The 18,266-nt window shown below is 35.1% G+C and carries 16 protein-coding genes; 11 read left to right on the top strand and 5 right to left on the bottom strand.

All coding sequences use genetic code 11. The features are described from left to right. Nucleotides 1-40 precede the first annotated feature (40 nt). The 6 genes from H4O20_RS14835 to ftsY all read left to right on the top strand — a co-directional run bounded on the left by H4O20_RS14835 (nt 41) and on the right by ftsY (nt 3,745). Nucleotides 41-652 (top strand): fumarylacetoacetate hydrolase family protein, encoded by a 612-nt coding sequence (locus H4O20_RS14835; RefSeq protein ID WP_185099800.1) that lies wholly within the window; start codon nt 41-43, stop codon nt 650-652. Nucleotides 653-720: 68 nt separating this feature from the next. Further along, a complete protein-coding gene (locus tag H4O20_RS14830) occupies nt 721-1,968 on the top strand; it encodes a competence/damage-inducible protein A (protein WP_139856088.1) in 1,248 nt (415 codons plus the stop codon). 76 nt (nt 1,969-2,044) lie between these two features. Further along, the gene (gene rpmB / locus H4O20_RS14825) at nt 2,045-2,284 is read left to right on the top strand and encodes a 50S ribosomal protein L28 (RefSeq protein ID WP_014782807.1); all 240 of its coding nucleotides are present in this window, start codon (nt 2,045-2,047) and stop codon (nt 2,282-2,284) included. Nucleotides 2,285-2,311: 27 nt separating this feature from the next. Continuing rightward, nucleotides 2,312-2,494: a 50S ribosomal protein L33 gene (gene rpmG, locus H4O20_RS14820; RefSeq protein WP_045081706.1), complete on the top strand. Its 183-nt coding sequence runs from the start codon at nt 2,312-2,314 to the stop codon at nt 2,492-2,494. An 8-nt stretch (nt 2,495-2,502) separates the two neighbouring features. Continuing rightward, nucleotides 2,503-2,655: a DUF4295 domain-containing protein gene (locus H4O20_RS14815; RefSeq protein ID WP_139856086.1), complete on the top strand. Its 153-nt coding sequence runs from the start codon at nt 2,503-2,505 to the stop codon at nt 2,653-2,655. 136 nt (nt 2,656-2,791) lie between these two features. Beyond that, nucleotides 2,792-3,745 (top strand): signal recognition particle-docking protein FtsY, encoded by a 954-nt coding sequence (gene ftsY / locus H4O20_RS14810; RefSeq protein WP_185099799.1) that lies wholly within the window; start codon nt 2,792-2,794, stop codon nt 3,743-3,745. A gap of 81 nt (nt 3,746-3,826) precedes the next feature. On the opposite strand, the gene bshC is transcribed toward ftsY, so the two are convergent. Continuing rightward, entirely contained in the window at nt 3,827-5,443 is a 1,617-nt protein-coding gene (bshC, locus tag H4O20_RS14805; RefSeq protein WP_185099798.1) for a bacillithiol biosynthesis cysteine-adding enzyme BshC, read from the bottom strand. Between the two features lie 206 nt (nt 5,444-5,649). On the opposite strand from bshC, the gene mnmA reads away from it, so the two are divergent. The 3 genes from mnmA to H4O20_RS14790 are packed head-to-tail and all read left to right on the top strand — an operon-like array spanning nt 5,650 to nt 9,467. Next, complete coding sequence (gene mnmA / locus H4O20_RS14800; RefSeq protein WP_185099797.1) at nt 5,650-6,852, top strand: tRNA 2-thiouridine(34) synthase MnmA; 1,203 nt, start codon at nt 5,650-5,652, stop codon at nt 6,850-6,852. A 9-nt stretch (nt 6,853-6,861) separates the two neighbouring features. Beyond that, nucleotides 6,862-8,526, top strand: coding sequence for a S8 family peptidase (locus H4O20_RS14795; RefSeq protein ID WP_185099796.1), 1,665 nt, complete (start codon nt 6,862-6,864; stop codon nt 8,524-8,526). After that, nucleotides 8,526-9,467, top strand: coding sequence for a nitronate monooxygenase family protein (locus tag H4O20_RS14790; RefSeq protein WP_282033094.1), 942 nt, complete (start codon nt 8,526-8,528; stop codon nt 9,465-9,467). Before H4O20_RS14795 ends, H4O20_RS14790 begins: the two co-directional genes overlap by 1 nt. Before the next feature lie 80 nt (nt 9,468-9,547). On the opposite strand, the gene H4O20_RS14785 is transcribed toward H4O20_RS14790, so the two are convergent. Both H4O20_RS14785 and H4O20_RS14780 read right to left on the bottom strand, forming a co-directional pair. Further along, the gene (locus H4O20_RS14785; protein WP_185099795.1) at nt 9,548-13,456 is read right to left on the bottom strand and encodes a M36 family metallopeptidase; all 3,909 of its coding nucleotides are present in this window, start codon (nt 13,454-13,456) and stop codon (nt 9,548-9,550) included. 159 nt (nt 13,457-13,615) lie between these two features. Next, the gene (locus H4O20_RS14780) at nt 13,616-13,807 is read right to left on the bottom strand and encodes a cold-shock protein (RefSeq protein ID WP_139856072.1); all 192 of its coding nucleotides are present in this window, start codon (nt 13,805-13,807) and stop codon (nt 13,616-13,618) included. A 345-nt stretch (nt 13,808-14,152) separates the two neighbouring features. Between H4O20_RS14780 and sucC the strand changes: the two genes are divergently transcribed. Then, nucleotides 14,153-15,343 (top strand): ADP-forming succinate--CoA ligase subunit beta, encoded by a 1,191-nt coding sequence (gene sucC / locus H4O20_RS14775; protein WP_139856070.1) that lies wholly within the window; start codon nt 14,153-14,155, stop codon nt 15,341-15,343. 59 nt (nt 15,344-15,402) lie between these two features. Here sucC and H4O20_RS14770 read toward each other — a convergent pair whose 3' ends face one another. Further along, nucleotides 15,403-16,695, bottom strand: a complete 1,293-nt coding sequence (locus tag H4O20_RS14770) for a DUF2254 domain-containing protein (protein ID WP_139856068.1) — start codon at nt 16,693-16,695, stop codon at nt 15,403-15,405. Between the two features lie 131 nt (nt 16,696-16,826). On the opposite strand from H4O20_RS14770, the gene H4O20_RS14765 reads away from it, so the two are divergent. Further along, entirely contained in the window at nt 16,827-17,270 is a 444-nt protein-coding gene (locus tag H4O20_RS14765; protein ID WP_185099794.1) for an Hsp20/alpha crystallin family protein, read from the top strand. Between the two features lie 77 nt (nt 17,271-17,347). On the opposite strand, the gene rluF is transcribed toward H4O20_RS14765, so the two are convergent. Beyond that, nucleotides 17,348-18,253 carry a 23S rRNA pseudouridine(2604) synthase RluF gene (gene rluF, locus H4O20_RS14760; protein ID WP_185099793.1) on the bottom strand — a complete coding sequence of 302 codons (906 nt, stop codon included), beginning with the start codon at nt 18,251-18,253 and terminating at the stop codon, nt 17,348-17,350. Nucleotides 18,254-18,266 lie beyond the last annotated feature (13 nt).

The following is an 18,266-nucleotide window of genomic DNA, read 5'->3' as shown; positions in this document are numbered from 1 at the left end:
ACTGACAGTATTTCTACTTTCAAATAATAATTTTTAAAATATGAAAATAATCTGCGTAGGAAGAAATTACACAGAACATATTAAGGAACTAGATAATGTTGTTCCTGATGAGCCAATATTGTTTTTAAAACCAGATTCGGCTATACTATTAAAAAAGCAACCATTTTACATTCCTGAATTTACAAATGAAGTTCATCATGAAGTTGAAGTGTTGGTGAAAATCAATAGAATAGGGAAGCATATAGATCGTAAGTTTGCGCATAAATACTACGATGAAATAGGTTTGGGTATTGATTTCACAGCGAGAGATTTACAAAAGAAACTAAAAAGCGATGGTCTTCCTTGGGAAAAAGCGAAGGCATTTGATGGTTCGGCTGTAATTGGAAATTTTATATCAAAAAATGAGATTGAAGATATTGACGATTTACCCTTCAGTTTAAAACGCAATGGAGAGGTTGTTCAACAAGGCAGCACAAAGCAGATGATGTGGAAAATAGATGCCTTAATCGAAAATACTTCAAAATACTTCACTTTAAAAATTGGAGATGTTATTTTCACAGGTACACCATCAGGTGTTGGGCCTGTTTCTGTAGATGATGTTTTACAGGGGTATATCGAAGAAAAAGAAATGTTTTCAATAAAAATAAAGTAAAGGAATATTATTCTGACATAATCTTCAAAATTGTCAAAGGAAGTTGTGCTTTTAAAAAAACAATGTAAATGCTAGCAGAGATTATAACCATAGGAGATGAAATTCTCATTGGTCAAATTGTAGATACAAATTCGGCTTTTATTTCGAAAGAGCTTGATAAGATAGGGGTAAAAGTGTATCAAATTACTTCGGTTCAGGACGATCGAGAGCATATATTGCAAGCTTTTGAAGACGCTAAAAAACACGCCGATTTAATTATTGTTACTGGAGGACTTGGCCCTACTAAAGACGATATTACCAAACGTACTTTTTGTGATTATTTTGATGATACGTTGGTTGAAGATTCAGAGATAGTTGAAAATATTAAGCAATTATTTAAAAACTATCAGCTAGGGGAGCCTTTGCCGTCAAATATTCAACAGGCACTCGTTCCTTCTAAAGCAAAAGTTTTAATGAACTACTATGGAACCGCACCTGGAATGTGGATGGAGAAGGATAAAACTGTTTTTGTTTCATTGCCAGGCGTGCCCTACGAAATGAAAAATTTGTTAAAGGATCAAGTTTTGCCTCTAGTAATAGAACGCTTTAATAGGCCATTTATTTACCACAAAACACTACTTACCTATGGAATGGGTGAAAGTGCTGTTGCAGATAGAATTGCAGATTGGGAAAATAATTTACCTGAAAATATAAGACTAGCGTATTTGCCTTCATTAGGAAAAGTACGTTTACGACTATCATCCAGTGGTACCGACGAAAATGCTTTAAAAGAAAGTATAGATTCCCGAATGGAAGTTTTATCTGATATGCTTTCGGATATTGCTATAGGTTTTGAAGATGAAACGACTATAGTTGGAAAGATTGCACATATTTTAAATGAAAAGCAACGAACATTAAGCTTAGCAGAAAGTTGTACAGGAGGGACGATTGCAAGCCAGATAACTGCGGAGCCTGGAGCTTCATCTTTTTTCTTAGGAAGTATTATTCCGTATAAAACAGAATTAAAGACAAAGGTTTTAGGTGTGCCGGCTTCACTTATTGAAGAATTTTCAGTTGTAAGTGTTGAAGTTGCTGAAAGTATGGCTTTAAATTCGTGTAGGTTATTTGATACAGATTACGCAATTGCCACAACAGGAATTGCAGGACCAACAAAAGGGGATGGAGCAGATGAAGTTGGAACAGTTTGCATTGCAATAGCATCTCGAAACGAAGTTTTTTCAGAAAAATTTAATTTCGGAAATGATCGCTATCGTGTGATTACAAAGGCGGCAAACAAATCTTTTGAGATGTTATTAAAAGAAATTTCAAAAAACTAATTTCCTTTTGTTGTACAACACGAAAGAATTACTTAAATTTGCACCCTGTTTTAAAATAACTAATAAAGTTAAGGAAATGTCAAGAGTTTGTGAACTTACCGGAAAGAAAGCGATGGTTGGAAATAACGTGTCGCACGCGATGAATAAAACCAAACGTAAGTTTGATGTAAATTTGCTTAAAAAGCGTTTTTATATACCAGAAGAAGATAAGTGGGTAACACTTAGAGTTTCAGCTTCTGCTATTAAAGATATCAATAAAAAAGGTATTTCTGCGGTTATGAAAGAAGCGCGTGAAAAAGGCTTTTTAACTAAATAATTGCAATAATCAATAAAGTCTATTACAATGGCTAAAAAAGGAAATAGAGTACAAGTAATTTTGGAGTGCACTGAGCATAAGGAATCTGGTAAGCCAGGAACTTCTCGCTACATCACTACCAAAAACAAAAAGAATACACCGGATAGAATGGAGTTGAAGAAATTCAACCCAATTCTTAAGAAAATGACGGTTCATAAAGAGATTAAATAAGAGATAAAATGGCAAAGAAATCAGTAGCATCGTTACAGACAGGTTCAAAACGTTTAACCAAAGCTATTAAAATGGTTAAATCGGAAAAATCAGGAGCATATACATTTACTGAGGCTATTATGTCTCCAGAAATGGTAAACGACTGGTTAAACAAAAAATAACCAGATTAAAATATTGAGTTAAAGCCACTTTTTTACGAAGGTGGCTTTTCGTATTTTTGTTATTTAAAAAATAGTCAGGTATATAATTGAGCTAATAATGGCATAAATTTATAACCTTTAACCGACCACGGAAACCATGAGTATATTTAAAAGGATATTCTCCAAGGAGAAAAAAGAAACACTTGATAAAGGACTAGAAAAAACTAAAACATCTTTCTTCGATAAGCTTAGTAAAGCTGTAGCCGGAAAAAGCAAGGTTGATGATGAGGTTTTAGATAATCTTGAAGAGGTATTGGTTTCTAGTGATGTTGGTGTAAATACTACCTTAAAAGTAATTGAAAGAATTGAAGAGCGAGTTGCTAAGGATAAATACTTAGGTACGGATGAGCTAAATAAAATTCTTCGCGAAGAAATTGCCGGGCTTTTAAGTGAAATAGATTCTGGTAACGCTTCCGAATTTGAAATACCACAAGATAAAAAACCATACGTTATTATGGTTGTTGGTGTAAACGGTGTAGGTAAAACTACTACCATTGGGAAATTGGCTTATCAATTTAAAAAAGCAGGTAAGAAAGTAGTTTTAGGTGCTGCCGATACTTTTCGTGCTGCAGCGATTGATCAATTACAAATATGGGCTGATAGAACTGATGTGTCTATCGTTAAACAAAGTATGGGCAGTGATCCTGCCAGTGTCGCTTTTGATACCTTGCAAAGTGCAGTAAATCAAAATGCTGATGTTGTAATTATAGATACAGCAGGGCGTCTTCACAATAAAGTAAACTTAATGAACGAGCTTACTAAAGTAAAACGTGTAATGCAGAAGGTTATTCCAGATGCGCCTCACGATGTGCTATTAGTTTTAGATGGTTCTACTGGGCAAAATGCATTTGAACAGGCTAAACAATTTACAGCTGCAACCGAAGTTACCTCTCTAGCGGTTACTAAACTTGACGGTACTGCAAAAGGTGGAGTTGTTATTGGTATAAGCGACCAATTTCAAATTCCAGTAAAATATATTGGAGTGGGTGAAGGGATGGAAGATCTTCAGGTATTTAATAAGATTGAATTTGTGGATTCGTTCTTCAAATAAATCACATAATATAACTTTATTAAAAAAACCCATCTTTATAGATTTAAAGATGGGTTTTTGTGTTTCTTGTGAAGTTGAAACTTAAACTTCAATAATTGTAAAAGATAAATTTAAAGGATCTAAATTCTCTTTAATGATGTCTAATATTTCTTCCCCATTATCTAAATAGAAGTTTGAAAAATTTAGGTTTCTCTCTTGTAAACTTCCTTTTGGGAAAAGAGTATCTTGAATGTTTTTTACAGGGTTTAATTTCTCAGAAAGTTTTCTTTTTTGAGCTTTTAGTAATCTAGATTCAAGTTTATCTAACCCGTTAAGTTGTTTTTTCTCTTGAGCAGCAACAGCACCAAGAAACGACTTGTCCGTTTTTTCAGCTAGCACATATAAATCTTTAAATTGTTGTTTTAAAAATTCTCTTTGTTTAGAAAAATCAATTTCAATATCTGAAATTTTATGAACGTGCTTGGTTATTAACTCTTGTTGTGGAAGAAATAAATCTTTAACAGAAACGTCATATGTTTCTAGCTCTTCCAATAATTTTTTAGGAGTTATTAAAGCTGAATTTCTCAATAAAAGAATAGGAAATGGAACTTTTACTTCATTAAAATAATCTTTCAATTGAAACCAATACGCTAGTTCGCCGCCTCCACCAATATAACAGAGGTTTGGTAAAACGGCTTCTTGATACAATGGTCGTAGTAAGGCGTTTGGTGAAAAGCATTGTGGGTTATCATTTATTTCGGCTAAAATCTCCTCCTTAGAAAATGAGATTTCAGTGTTATTCACGTAAAAATCACCTTCACTTTCAATGATACGTTCTCTAATATTCTTATTTAAGTAAAATAAATTAATCTCTCTAGGATGTACCTGTTCTGAATGACCTAAGTCTGTTAGTTTTTTAGTGGTTTCAGAAACTTTTTTGAAACTTAAGTTTTCATTTATTTCTTTTTCAGCATAAGGAATGAAATGTTTCTTTAAAACTTCATCATTGCCATCAACAATTACTAATCCAGATTCAAAAAACAATGTATTGGCTAAGTGTCGAGTGGCATCAGCTAAATTGTCATTTTTTAAATAAGCGTCAGAAAAATATTTAAGAAGCTCTTTAGCATTTTCACTGTTGCCAAATTGTGTTTTTAATTTTTCAAAAACTTTGTTTAGGCCTTCAGTATTTAATTCTCCAACAGCACCAGAAGAATTTCTATCCCATTTAACCTTTTCTAACCTAGAAGTATTATTGTCTTTGTAAGTATTAAAATAGTTTATCTCTTCAAAGTCGTGATCTTCTGTTGCCATCCAATAAACGGGAACAAAATTAAAATTAGGATAGTGCTCCTTTAGCTTTTCACATAAGTTTATCGTTGAATATATTTTGTAAAGAAAATATAGTGGTCCGGTAAAAAGGTTGAGTTGATGCCCAGTTGTTATGGTAAAAGTAGTGTTTTCTTTAAGCAAGTCTAGGTTGGTTAATGTAGCTTGGGATATAGAGTTATACCCGTATTGCAACATAATCTGTTTAGACAATAACCGTCTTTGACGAATATTAAAACTATTTTGTTTCTCTTCAATTTGAAGTTTGAAGTTCTCCAAGTTTGGAAAACGATTATAAAAAGGAATTAATGATTTTTCTTCTGCTAAATAGTCGCAGATAAGTTTAGAAAAATAACCGGTCTCTTTATAAGGAATAGATTTAATTGGCATGTGCTTTATGAAAGATTTTGAACAAAAATAGCCGATTTATGTGGGCTCAGGTTTTAAAGATACGTTAATTTCAGATTGTAATAAAAGCCTTTTAAAATTGTTTAAAGTCACTGTATTTGCAGTTTGAATTTCGGGCATAGTAATTGTATCTTTGCACATCCAAAAACTATGGCCATTAAAGGTGATAGTTTCTTTCAAAAATACCCATGAAAAAACGTGTTGTAGTAGGATTAAGCGGAGGTGTAGACTCTAGTGTAGCAGCCTATTTATTAAAAGAACAAGGCTATGAAGTTATTGGTCTTTTCATGAAGAATTGGCACGACGATTCTGTAACTATTTCAGATGAGTGTCCTTGGTTAGAAGACAGTAACGATGCCATGCTTGTTGCAGAGAAATTAGGAATACCATTTCAAACTGTAGATTTAAGTGAAGAATACAAAGAGCGAATTGTAGATTATATGTTCCGTGAATACCAAATGGGACGTACTCCAAACCCAGATGTGCTTTGTAATCGCGAAATTAAATTTGATGTGTTTATGAAAATAGCGCTGGGGTTGGGAGCAGATTTTGTCGCAACTGGACATTATTGCAGAAAAACAACTTCAATAAGTGAAGAGAATGGCGTTGAAAAAGAAATTCATCATTTACTAGCAGGGAAAGATCCTAATAAAGATCAGTCTTACTTTTTGTGTCAACTTTCGCAAGAACAACTATCCAAAACATTATTTCCAATTGGTGAATTATTAAAGCCAGAAGTTAGAAAAATTGCAGCCGAACAAAATCTTATCACTGCTGAAAAACGTGATTCTCAGGGCTTGTGTTTTATAGGAAAAGTGAGATTACCAGATTTCCTTCAGCAAAAATTAGCTCCTAAAGATGGAATAATTGTTGAAGTTCCAGCAACATTGCCTGAATATAAAGTAGAAACTCCAGAGTTTACTTCTGAAATGGAAGAACTTGAATTTCTTTCAGCAAAACACAAGTATTCAAAAACTGATGGTAAAGAAGTTGGGGTTCACAATGGAGCGCATTATTTTACTAAAGGGCAACGAAAAGGTTTAGCAGTTGGTGGTACCAAAGAGCCATTATTTGTGATAGACACAGACGTTGAAGAAAATATTATTTATACAGGGCAGGGTAAAAGTCACCCAGGACTTTATAGACGCGGACTTTTTGTAAAGGATGAAGAAGTTCATTGGGTTCGTGAAGATTTAAAGCTTCAAGAAGATGAAAAAATGGAAGTTATGGCTCGTATTCGCTATAGACAGCCATTAGAAAAAGCAACTTTGCACTGTACGCATTCAGGACTTTATATTATCTTTGATAATCCTCAATCTGCTATTACAGAAGGTCAATTTGTGGCTTGGTATAATGGAGCTGAGTTACTTGGCAGTGGTGTTATCTCTTAAAAATATTATATGAAAAAATTATTCCTATTATTAGTATTTGCATTTGTATCAACCCTAAGTTTTGCACAGTTAGAAGATGCCTTAGTTTTTTTAGAACCTAAGGATCCTTCGGTGGTTTCGGCTGCATTGGCAGACCCAGCAACTATTTTAACTACAGCGGCAATAAATAGAAAATTAGCACAAGGTATTGCTATTGATGAACGGGATGTTCCTTTAAATGAAGTGCAAAAAGCACAGATAGAAGCTGCAACAGGTATTACAGTTCTTGCAAAATCAAAATGGTTAAATGCTGTTTATGTTCGAGGAACTTTAACAAATATCAATAATCTTTTAAATCTTTCATTTGTTTCGGACATTGAATATGCTGATAAAAGTATGAACAGACCTGGACCTAGAGAATTTGAAAGACAGTTTAGGTCTTTACAGAATAAAATAGATCAAGAAGAGCAGTTAAGAGTAGTTTATAATTATGGGAATGCTGAGAATCAGTCTGAAATGATTGGTGTTGATGTTTTGCATCAAGAAGATTTTACGGGTCAAAATATTGCTGTAGCATTTATGGATAATGGATATCCTAATGTATTATACAACCCTGCTTATGCTCATATGCGTGATGAAGGAAGATTACTTGGGTATTATGATTTTGTTGCTCGTGTGGAGAGTCCAAATGGAACAGGTGGTCACGGAGCTTTAACCTTAAGTGATGCAGCTGCGGTGGTTACAAATGAATTTGTAGGTACTGCGCCAAATGCTTCTTATTACTTATTTATTACAGAGGATGATAGTGAAGAATCTCCTGCTGAGGAGGCGTATTGGGTTGAAGCATTGGAGCGTTCCGATAGCTTAGGGGTATACGTGAGTAATACTTCTTTAGGTTACCAGGATTATGACAAACCAGCATATACTCATCAATATTCAGATTTAGATGGAGAAACTACTATTGCAGCTCGCGGAGCTAATATAGCTTTTGATAAAGGTATGATTACAGTTACTTCTGCTGGTAACGACGGTTCTGGCTTTGGTTATGTGGGAACTCCTGCAGATGCGCCAGGTTCTTTCACTGTAGGCGCGGTTGATGCAAATGAAAATTATGTTTATTTCAGTTCTTACGGTCCAAATTCAGCCGGACTAGTAAAGCCTGATGTAATGGCTCAAGGAGCTAATACAGCTGTTGTAGATAGATTTGGAGAAACCACGGATTATTGGGGAGATCCATTAACTTCTAATGGAACTTCTTTTAGTTCTCCTATAATTGCTGGAGCTGTGGCATCTTTATGGAGTGCTGTTCCTACTTTAAAAAACGATGTAGTTATGCAAGCAATTCGTGAGTCTGCACATTTGTATAACAATCCTACAGATTTAATGGGTTATGGAATTCCAAATTTTGGAGAAGCATTAAGCACACTATTACTTAAAGTGAACGAACAAGAACTTCAAGAAAATCAATTTGCTTTATATCCAAACCCGGTTACTACTGAAGTAAATATTTCATTTCCTAAAACTGCAGAAAATGCTGTATTTGTATTGTATAATGTTTTAGGTGAAAAAATACTTCAAACTAATATTGCGGCTAGTAATAATCGCATTGACTTATCTAACCTAACTTCAGGGATGTATATTGCATCTATAACTTCAAACAACAAGACAACAAGTTACAAAATCATAAAAAAATAGTGCAGAATAAAATTACAGAGCTTTTCAAAATTGAATATCCAATTATTCAAGGTGGGATGATATGGAATAGTGGTTGGCGTTTGGCTAGTGCTGTTTCTAATGCAGGTGGACTAGGTCTTTTAGGAGCAGGTTCAATGTATCCTGAAGTACTTCGGGAACACATAATAAAATGTCAAAAAGCCACAGACAAACCATTTGGTGTTAATGTGCCAATGCTTTACCCTGATATTGAAAAAATTATTGATATAATAATTGAAGAAGGGGTTAAAATAGTTTTTACATCGGCTGGAAATCCAAAGACATATACTTCTAAACTTAAAGAAAACGGGATTACCGTAGTACACGTTGTTAGTAGTGTAAAGTTTGCCTTAAAAGCACAAGAAGCAGGAGTAGATGCCGTTGTAGCAGAAGGTTTTGAAGCAGGAGGTCATAATGGTCGTGAAGAATCCACTACACTTACTTTAATTCCAATGGTAAAGGAACAATTGCAGATTCCATTAATAGCTGCTGGAGGTATTGCTACAGGTCGCGCTATGCTTGCTACTATGGTTTTAGGTGCAGATGGGGTACAGGTAGGTAGTCGTTTTGTGGCATCGGATGAAGCTTCGTCACATCATGCGTTTAAACAAATGGTTGTAGACGCAAAAGAAGGAGATACCCAACTTACTTTAAAAGAGTTGGCTCCAGTAAGAATGCTTAAGAATGAATTCTTTGAAAGTGTTATGGAGTTGTATAAAACGAATCCTACTAAAGAAGAGCTTGCCAAACATTTGGGTAGGGCTCGTGCAAAACGTGGAATGTTTGAGGGAGATTTAGTTGAAGGTGAATTGGAAATAGGACAGGTTTCTGGACTGATCCACGATATTAAACCAGCTGGAGTAATATTAAAAGAAATGGTTGAAGAATTTCAAACTGCAAAAAAGGAAGTAGCTAGCTTTTAGCCTTCTTATTAAATATTTTAAAAAGCAAAAACCCTTCCGATTTATTTCGGAAGGGTTTTGTTTTTAGGTTAATTATAGACTTATTCTTTAATAAGTCTTTTTATTACTTGACCATCTTTACCTTGTATGATTACAAAATATGTCGCTGAGGCCAATTCAGAAACATCGATAACTTTTTCAGCTCCCATATTTCTAAGATCGATTGTTTTAATTACTCTTCCTCTTAAGTCGAATATCTTCAAGTTTTCAAGAGAAAGACTTGTTGATTTTCCTAAGGTAATAGAGTGCGTAGTCGGGTTAGGATACATTTGTATACTATCCGAATCTAAGTTGTTATCACCAATACCTAAAACTTCATTAACAGTAAGTTCAAACGTACAGGTAGCATCGTTTCCATACTCGTCTTCAGCAGTTAACGTGATTGTGTGAACTCCTTCAGGAAGCTGTGTTCCTGCCGCAGGATTCTGAGAAGTAATAGTAACAGGAGATGTACAATTATCTACAGCTGTTGCTTCTCCAGTTCCAAAGTAATCAGGCAATACGTAAAATTCATTTCCAGGATCAGTATCAACTGTTTGGTTTGAAGGACACGTAATAGTAGGAGGAAGGTCATCGGTAACTGTTACAACGGCTACACATGTACTTGTGTTTCCGCTTGCATCTGTTACGGTTAGTGTAACATTATTTGTACCTATATCTGCGCAAGTAAATGAGCTAGTTGAAATACTTAATGTATCAACAGCACAATTATCACTAGAGCCTCCGTCAACATCTGCAGCTGTAATAGTTGCATTTCCGGAAGCGTCTAATTGTACAGAAATATTCTGACAAACTGCTGTAGGAGCTTCAGTATCATTTATAGTTACAGAAAAAGAACAAGTTTCTATCGGATTGATTCCGTCGTCGTATTCAAAAGTGTTAACGGTAGTTCCTATAGGGAATGTGCTTCCACTTGCTAAACCTGCAGTTTGTGTAATAGTTCCTGAACCACCGCAACCTGCCGGTGAGTCTACTGTATAAGTAACAACTGCGCCACAAACCCCTGGGTCGTTATCTTGTGTGATATCACCTGGGCAAAGAAGTGGACCGCCACCGCCATTACCAATAACATTAACCACTGCAGAACAAGTAGAGCTAGCTCCACTGTCATTTGTTACTTCAACTAAAATTGTATTTAGGCCAACATCTGCACAGCTAAAGCTTACCGTTGGAGCTAATGGGTCTCCAGCAAGTACAGTGTAACTACCACATTCAACAGTAACGTCGTATAATAATGCTTCTGCATTTATAGTAGCATTTCCGGTACCGTCAAGTGTAACATCTAATACAGGAGCGTCTATTTCATAATCGTAATCTATTGCCCAAGTGTTTAGTGTACCAGTAAGACCACCCGCAACATCCGAAACTTTAAGTTCCCATGTTCCTAAAGTGCTTTCACCATCAAAAACTGACAATGGATTGTTTGGTTTAAAAGTTCCATTAATAGTTGGTGTTGAACTCGAACATTCATTTTCTACAGAGGTAGCAGCTTCATCGTCAAGGGTAGCAACAATATCATCTCCAGAGCAACCGTACCCCGAATTTGTTCTTCCTGGTCTATCAACAATTACAGCTGTGGTACCTGCTGGAGATTTTATACTAACAATTAAGTCTCCTACCCAACTATGTGTTATGTTTAAATCTACATCTAAATCGGTTATTGTAACATCTTCAGTTACATCCATTGTTACTGTAACCCCACTTGTATTACCATCAGGGATTGCAACACCAGGTGAGCTAGATTTTGAGCCTGTCATTGGCACTCCACCTGATCCCATGCAAATAATTACAGGAGGTTCATTTGTTACATTAATTTCATCTGTAATTGTAGTTGGGTCTCCAGTACAGAAATCATCTACGGCATAAGTCACCGTTACCAATCCAGGACCTCCAACACTTGGGTCGAATGTAAAGGTTGTTCCGTTTCCGTCATCTGTTACTCCAGGTCCACTATAAACTCCTCCTGCAGGGTTACCACCTGAAAGACCAGTTTGAACTCCGTCTGATAGACATACTTCATCTATTACATTTAAACTTGAAAAGTTTGGTGGTAAATCAAATGCTTCAGTTCCATCTGTTTTACTGCTTGATGAGCCCTGAATAGCGCTATAACCAAGTCCTCTTCTGGCGAACGCATCCCAAATTGCACATTGGTTTTCTCCACCATATAATGCCATATCTGCTGCTAAAATAGCATCGCGACCGTCCACAAAACCAGGATTGCTTGGTTGTAGTTTAAGCGCTTCTGTTACTAAGGCTAAAGAGATATTGTTTCCACCACTTCCATTATAAAAATCTGTATCGAATCCGTGTACAGCAATTAGCTCCCATGTCATTTCCCAAAGCATTGCGGTCCAAACAGAGCCTACTCCGTGTGGTGCAACTTCTGATTTAATATCATCGTAAGTGTGAGGGTTAATTGCAAAATTTGTACTGTAAGGATGGGTTCTAATTCCTGGGCCATTAGGACCTTCACCAATTAACCAAGTTCCAACACCTCTAGAGTCAGGTCCAGAATCTCCGCTTTGCATAGTAAGCATTAATCCATAATAGTCACTCCATCCTTCACCCATTTGTTCTTGTCCGCCTAAGGTGCTTAATCTATTAGAAATACCATGACCATATTCATGAACAATTACCATATTGTCTAAATCCCCATCTCTGTTATCACAAACATACATTTGCATACGAGGTCTGTTTCCGTCTGGGGGAGTCGCGAAGTTTGCGTTACATGTTCCCGATCCATCTTGGGCTTCTGCATTAACGCGGTCATTGCCTATTCCACCTTTTCCATAATTATTGTGTTGGAAATTTCCACTAGCTTCATCAAAACCATATTGATAAGTTACGTCATGGATAATATTGTTCCAATAAAAAAGGTTTGTAATTGCAGCGTTCTCTGATTGGTCACTATTACTGTAGTTGGTATTTAATGGGAAATCAAAAATTAAATTACCACCCGGGCTAAATGCGTATTTGTTGTCTGGCTGGTTGTTTGCATTGTCATCGTCATATGCATCAACGTTATTACCACGAGAATTGGTGTAATCAGCAGTATTATTACCGCTAATGTCATGCCATCCGTAAGGGGATGCAGTTAGGTTTTCTGGGTTTGTAACTAAGGTACGGGTTCCGTGATTTGGACTTTCTACAGGCATAGCAAATACTCTATAGCTTGCTGCTGGAGCCATTGTAGTAGTTGAAGAATTTGTATTGTTGTAATTATAAGGCTCATTCATCGGTCCAACAAAAGGCGCTGAGTTTTCAGCAGCGTGAATGTGGTCTTCGTGATCCCCTAATATATTACAGTATAAAGTCCAATTGTCTTTATCAATAATATTTCCTGTTGAAGCATCAACGCGGAAATTCCACCAGTCTGATGACGTAGTTTCAGATACGGAAAGCTCCCAAACTAATTGAGTACCTATCCCTTGTCTGTAATAATACATCAGTTTAACAGGAATGTCTTCTGAAGAAATATCTGCTTTATTAAAAACTGCAGCCTTATTTTTACCGCCGATGCTTTTTACTTCTTGCAGATTGCCAATTTTGTAGTTCATTTGTCTGGCTACAGAAGTAATTGCTTGTTTTGCAGAAATTCCTTGAGCATTACTTTTTAAGGTAGCTTGAATATCTGCTAAAAACTTATTGTGTGCTACTAAAACCTTTCCATTCTTGTCAATGTGAATGCTAGATTCTGTGCCGTAAACTTCTATTCCGTTTATGGCTTGACGTAAATAGATGTGATGAACACCGCTAATACTACTTACGTGTTGTTTAGTGATTACATAGGTGTCATTTTTTTGTTTGATAAGTTCTTCTAAAGAAATGGAGGACGGCTCATTTAAAATTTTTGCCTCTCTCCGTTCTTCTTCTCGATTTGTGTCTTGTGCATTGAGCTGAAAAGTCAGCAAACACAGTGCTAGTAAAAATAGGGTAGTGTTTTTCATATTGTAATTGAAATTTAATGGAATCTTAAAATTACAATAAAAAAGAATTTATTTGGCAATTGGTAATGTTTATTTCACTTTAAATCAAGTTAGGAAAGTTTTGAGCAAAAAAAACCCCGCTAAAAGCGAGGTTTATTGTCTTAAAAAGTGATAAGTATATTATAGTACTTTTACGTTAACCGCATTTAATCCTTTTCTTCCTTCTTGAAGATCAAATTCTACTTCGTCACCTTCGCGAATCTCGTCGATAAGTCCTGTAACGTGTACAAAATGTTCTTTGTTGTTTCCTTCTTCAGTGATAAAACCGAAACCTTTGGTGTCGTTGAAGAATTTTACTGTTCCTTTGTTCATTGTATTTAAATAAAATAATTAATATAAGATGCAAATATAGATTTATTAATTACAATTTGCGGTTTTTTTAACTATTTTTTTTAAAAACTATAAACTTTTCAATTGTAATAATTATTTATCTTTCATTATTTGAGTCTATTTTTCAACAAATTGCTTTCTGAAATGTTATATATATGGATAGTTTGTAACTGAGGCTAAATATTTGAAAAGTATTAATTTTCAATTTAATTTTACATCAAGAAGGAAAGCCTTAAAAAACATTAGGGCATTCTTGTTACATTTGTTATTTTTGCAAACCATAAATCAAGCCTGCTGATAAAATGCAGTAGGAACAAAATCGCAACTATGAACTTACACGAATACCAAGGAAAAGAAATACTAAACAGTTTTGGCGTTGAAATACAACGCGGAATCGTAGCAACTACTCCAGCAGAAGCTGTTGCAGCTGCAAAAAAACTTACCGAAGACACTGGAACTAGCTGGCATGTAATTAAAGCTCAGGTTCATGCTGGTGGCCGTGGAAAAGGTGGCGGAGTAAAACTTGCAAAAAACCTTCAAGAGGTTGAAGAAATTGCTGGAAGTATAATAGGTATGAACCTTATCACTCCTCAAACTTCTGCAGAAGGAAAAAAGGTGCACCAAGTTTTAATTGCTGAAGATGTTTATTACCCTGGAGATAGTGAGCCCGAAGAATACTATATGAGCGTTCTTTTAAATCGTTCTACAGGTAGAAACATGATTATGTATTCTACAGAAGGTGGAATGGATATTGAAACTGTAGCCGAAGAAACTCCACATTTAATCTTTACTGAAGAAATTGATCCTGCTGTTGGTCTTTTAGGATTCCAAGCAAGAAGAATTGCTTTTAACTTAGGATTGAGTGGAAAAGCTTTTAAAGAAATGACAAAATTCGTTTCTGCACTCTATAGAGCTTATAACGAATCAGATTCATCTCTATTTGAGATTAACCCAGTTTTAAAAACTAGTGATGATAAAATTATTGCTGTTGATGCTAAGGTAAGTCTTGATGATAACGCAATGTATCGTCATAAAGATTATATGGAAATGCGCGATAAGCGTGAAGAAAATCCAGTAGAGGTTGAAGCTCAAGAAAAAGGTCTTAACTACGTAGATCTTGATGGTAATGTTGGATGTATGGTTAACGGTGCTGGTCTTGCAATGGCTACTATGGACTTGATTAAACAAGCTGGTGGTGAGCCTGCTAACTTCTTAGATGTTGGAGGTACTGCAAACGCAGAGCGCGTTGAAGCAGCATTCAAATTAATTTTGAAAGACCCTAACGTAAAAGCAATCTTAGTAAATATATTTGGTGGTATCGTTCGTTGCGACCGTGTAGCCCAAGGTATTGTTGATGCTTATAATAATATGGGAACTATTAATGTGCCAATTATTGTTCGTCTACAAGGGACAAACGCAGATATCGCAAAAGAATTAATAGACAATAGTGGTTTAGATGTTCAGAGTGCTATTGAATTCCAAGAAGCTGCAGATAAAGTTAAGGAAGTATTGTCTTAATTTATTTGCCTAATCTTTAGTTATATAAAACCTTTCATCTTAACAGATGAGAGGTTTTTTTATGATTTTAAATCCAGGTTAGCTAACGAAACCATCTTGTTCCTATCTTTTTCAGAACTAAAATCCATATCGTCAACCAAGGCTTTTAATTCATTTTTTACAACAATGTTGTAGTCCTTATTTCTAATAGATTGTTTGTCTAAATAGGTTAGCATGGTTATTAATTTTTGTACAACTATGGGGTCGTGCTTACAATAAGCTCTTAGCGAAGCCATAACATTGTACAATAGCTCTTCAAAATGAATTATCGCTATTTTTAAATTCATTTTTCCATCAATTATAATAACACCTCTATCATTTTTTCTTAAACGAAGGGCAAAGAGCTCTGTTAGGTAGTCTATGGCATTTATAGCGGTTCCTGGGTCGTTGATTCCTGGTGACATAGCTTTTACCGCAATTTCGGTAATTTGCTTAAAGGCAAGGGTGTAATTATCTTGAATGTATTCTCCTCGAGCAAAGTTTATGTTCGAAAATATTTCTTCCACTAATTTGTCGTCAATTGGTTTGTTGACCTTTAACATGGAGTTGTTTTTCAATACAAATAACCCTTTGGGAATGGTAATATAGATTCTGATATCGTGTTCTAAACATAATGCATTCATATTTTTGATTGAAATATTTTGGAAATATCCACTTTTAGAACAACTGTAGGTGTGCCAATCGGAAGTATCAGGGAATATTTCCGGAAGCATTTTAGAAGAAGCTTCTTCCTTTTCAATAATTTCTTCTAGACGCTTTGTGGCTTTATTATAAATCCCGTCCATAATATTATTTATCTGAATGCTTTGGGAAATATTGTGAATGAAAAATATAAATGAAAATAAACACAGTACGGTAAACATTACGCCTATTAGAATTGATATTCCAGGCAAGGTGTATTTGTCTTCGCTAGGGTCTATGGAAAATAATGTGAAAATACAGTATATAATAGAAGCCAAAAAGACTCCCAAAATAACTTGATGAGTTTTGTTCGAAATTAAACCTGGAAGTAGACGAGGGGAGAAATTGCTAGATGCTTGGCTTAGTAAAAGCATTACCATTGAAAAACTAAAAGTCATCATGGCTATCAATCCGCCAATACAAGTGCTAAGAACATTAAGAGCGGTGTCTCCATCCTCTACCATCAACATCGGAAATATTTTAAGCACTTTTTGAGAAACTCCTTGTTGCTCAATAAATATCATGCTTAGTGCTAAAAAAAATCCTCCTAAGGCAAAAATACTAGGGTAGAAAGCTATTTTACCCTCTAGCATATTAAAGAAAGTTGACAGTCGGTTAATGAAATACTTCATTATTATGTTTTTAAATGACAAAAAGACAGTTAGATTCAGTTAAAACAAGTCAGATTGTCTGGTTTTTATAAATGGAATTGTTATTGACTAATTGTAATTGAAATTAGTAAAAAATAAAACAATATAACGCTATGAAAACAGTTAATAACAATAATATGTGGTTGCCTAACTTATTAGATAATATATTCTTAGAAAACCGTCTGGATAGATTAAATAATTATGAAACTTTTAGCAATCCAGCGGTAAATATTATCGAAAATTTATCGAATTTTGTAATCGAATTGGCTGCACCAGGTTTGCACAAAGAAAACTTCAGTATTGAGGTTGAGGAAGATACCTTAAAGATTGCTTATAAGGAAGTTAAGGAATCTCAAGAACAAGAGCAGAAAAATGATAATGCAGTTCAATATAAAAGAAGAGAATTCAATTTTGGAAGTTTTGAAAAATCATTCAAACTACCTGAAAATGTAAAAGTTGAAGATATTTTGGCAAACTATGAAGATGGAGTATTAAAAGTTACTTTGCCTAAAATGGAAGAAAAGAAAGTTTTAAAGAGAATGGTTGAGATTTCATAATTGAAATTTAATTTGGTTAGTTAGTTAAAATGACCGCGTGCTACTCAATCGGTACGCGGTTTTTTTATGCTTTTTAGTTAACCTCTTCTTCGTCTTCCTCCTGTACTTTTAATATTAGAATCACCTCTTTTTTCACCGCGATCTTTTCTTGCTTGTGGCTTATCTTTTCTAAGAGTTTTACTTTTCTTATTGTCTATTTCACGACGTCTTGTGGGCTTTATGGCTCTTTTTTCATCAAAGTCGGCTTTAGGATGCGGTTTAGGCTGCCCATCGCTGTCTTTTACAGAATCTTTTAAAGTTTTTAATTCTTCTTCAGTTAGATCACGCCATTCACCAATGGGTAAGTCGCCTAATTCCAAATTCATAATTCTTATTCGTTGTAGCGCTACAACTTCATAACCAAGGTATTCACACATTCTGCGAATCTGTCTGTTCAAACCTTGAACTAAGAATATTTTGAATTCAAATCGGCTAACTCTTTCAACTTTACAGCGCTTTGTAACAGTATCAAGAATAGGAATTCCAGACCCCATTCTTTTTATAAATTCATCTGTAACAGGTCTGTCCACTTTTACGATATATTCCTTTTCGTGTTTGTTTCCTGCACGTAAAATTTTATTTACAATATCTCCTTCATTAGTTAGTAAAAGTAAGCCTTCACTAGGTTTGTCTAATCTTCCAACTGGGAAAATTCGTTCAGGATGTTTCACAAAATCTATTACATTATCTTCATAACGCGTATCGGTAGTACAAGTAATTCCAACAGGTTTGTTGAGCATTATATAAACAAGATTCTCATTTTCCTTAATTAATTTCCCATCAACACGTACTTCATCATTAGGCATAACCCTATCGCCAAGTGTACTTTTTACGCCATTTATTGTTACGCGCCCTTTTTCGATTAAGGCGTCGGCTTCACGACGTGAGCAGAAGCCACTATCGCTTATAGCTTTATTAATTCTTACAGAATCTGGATGATGCATTTATAGATTTTTT

Source organism: Aequorivita sp. 609 (assembly GCF_014212065.1).
GTDB lineage: Bacteria > Bacteroidota > Bacteroidia > Flavobacteriales > Flavobacteriaceae > Aequorivita > Aequorivita sinensis.
Note: the sequence above shows the minus strand (reverse complement) of the source record. Positions and strands in the feature narration are given on the sequence as shown.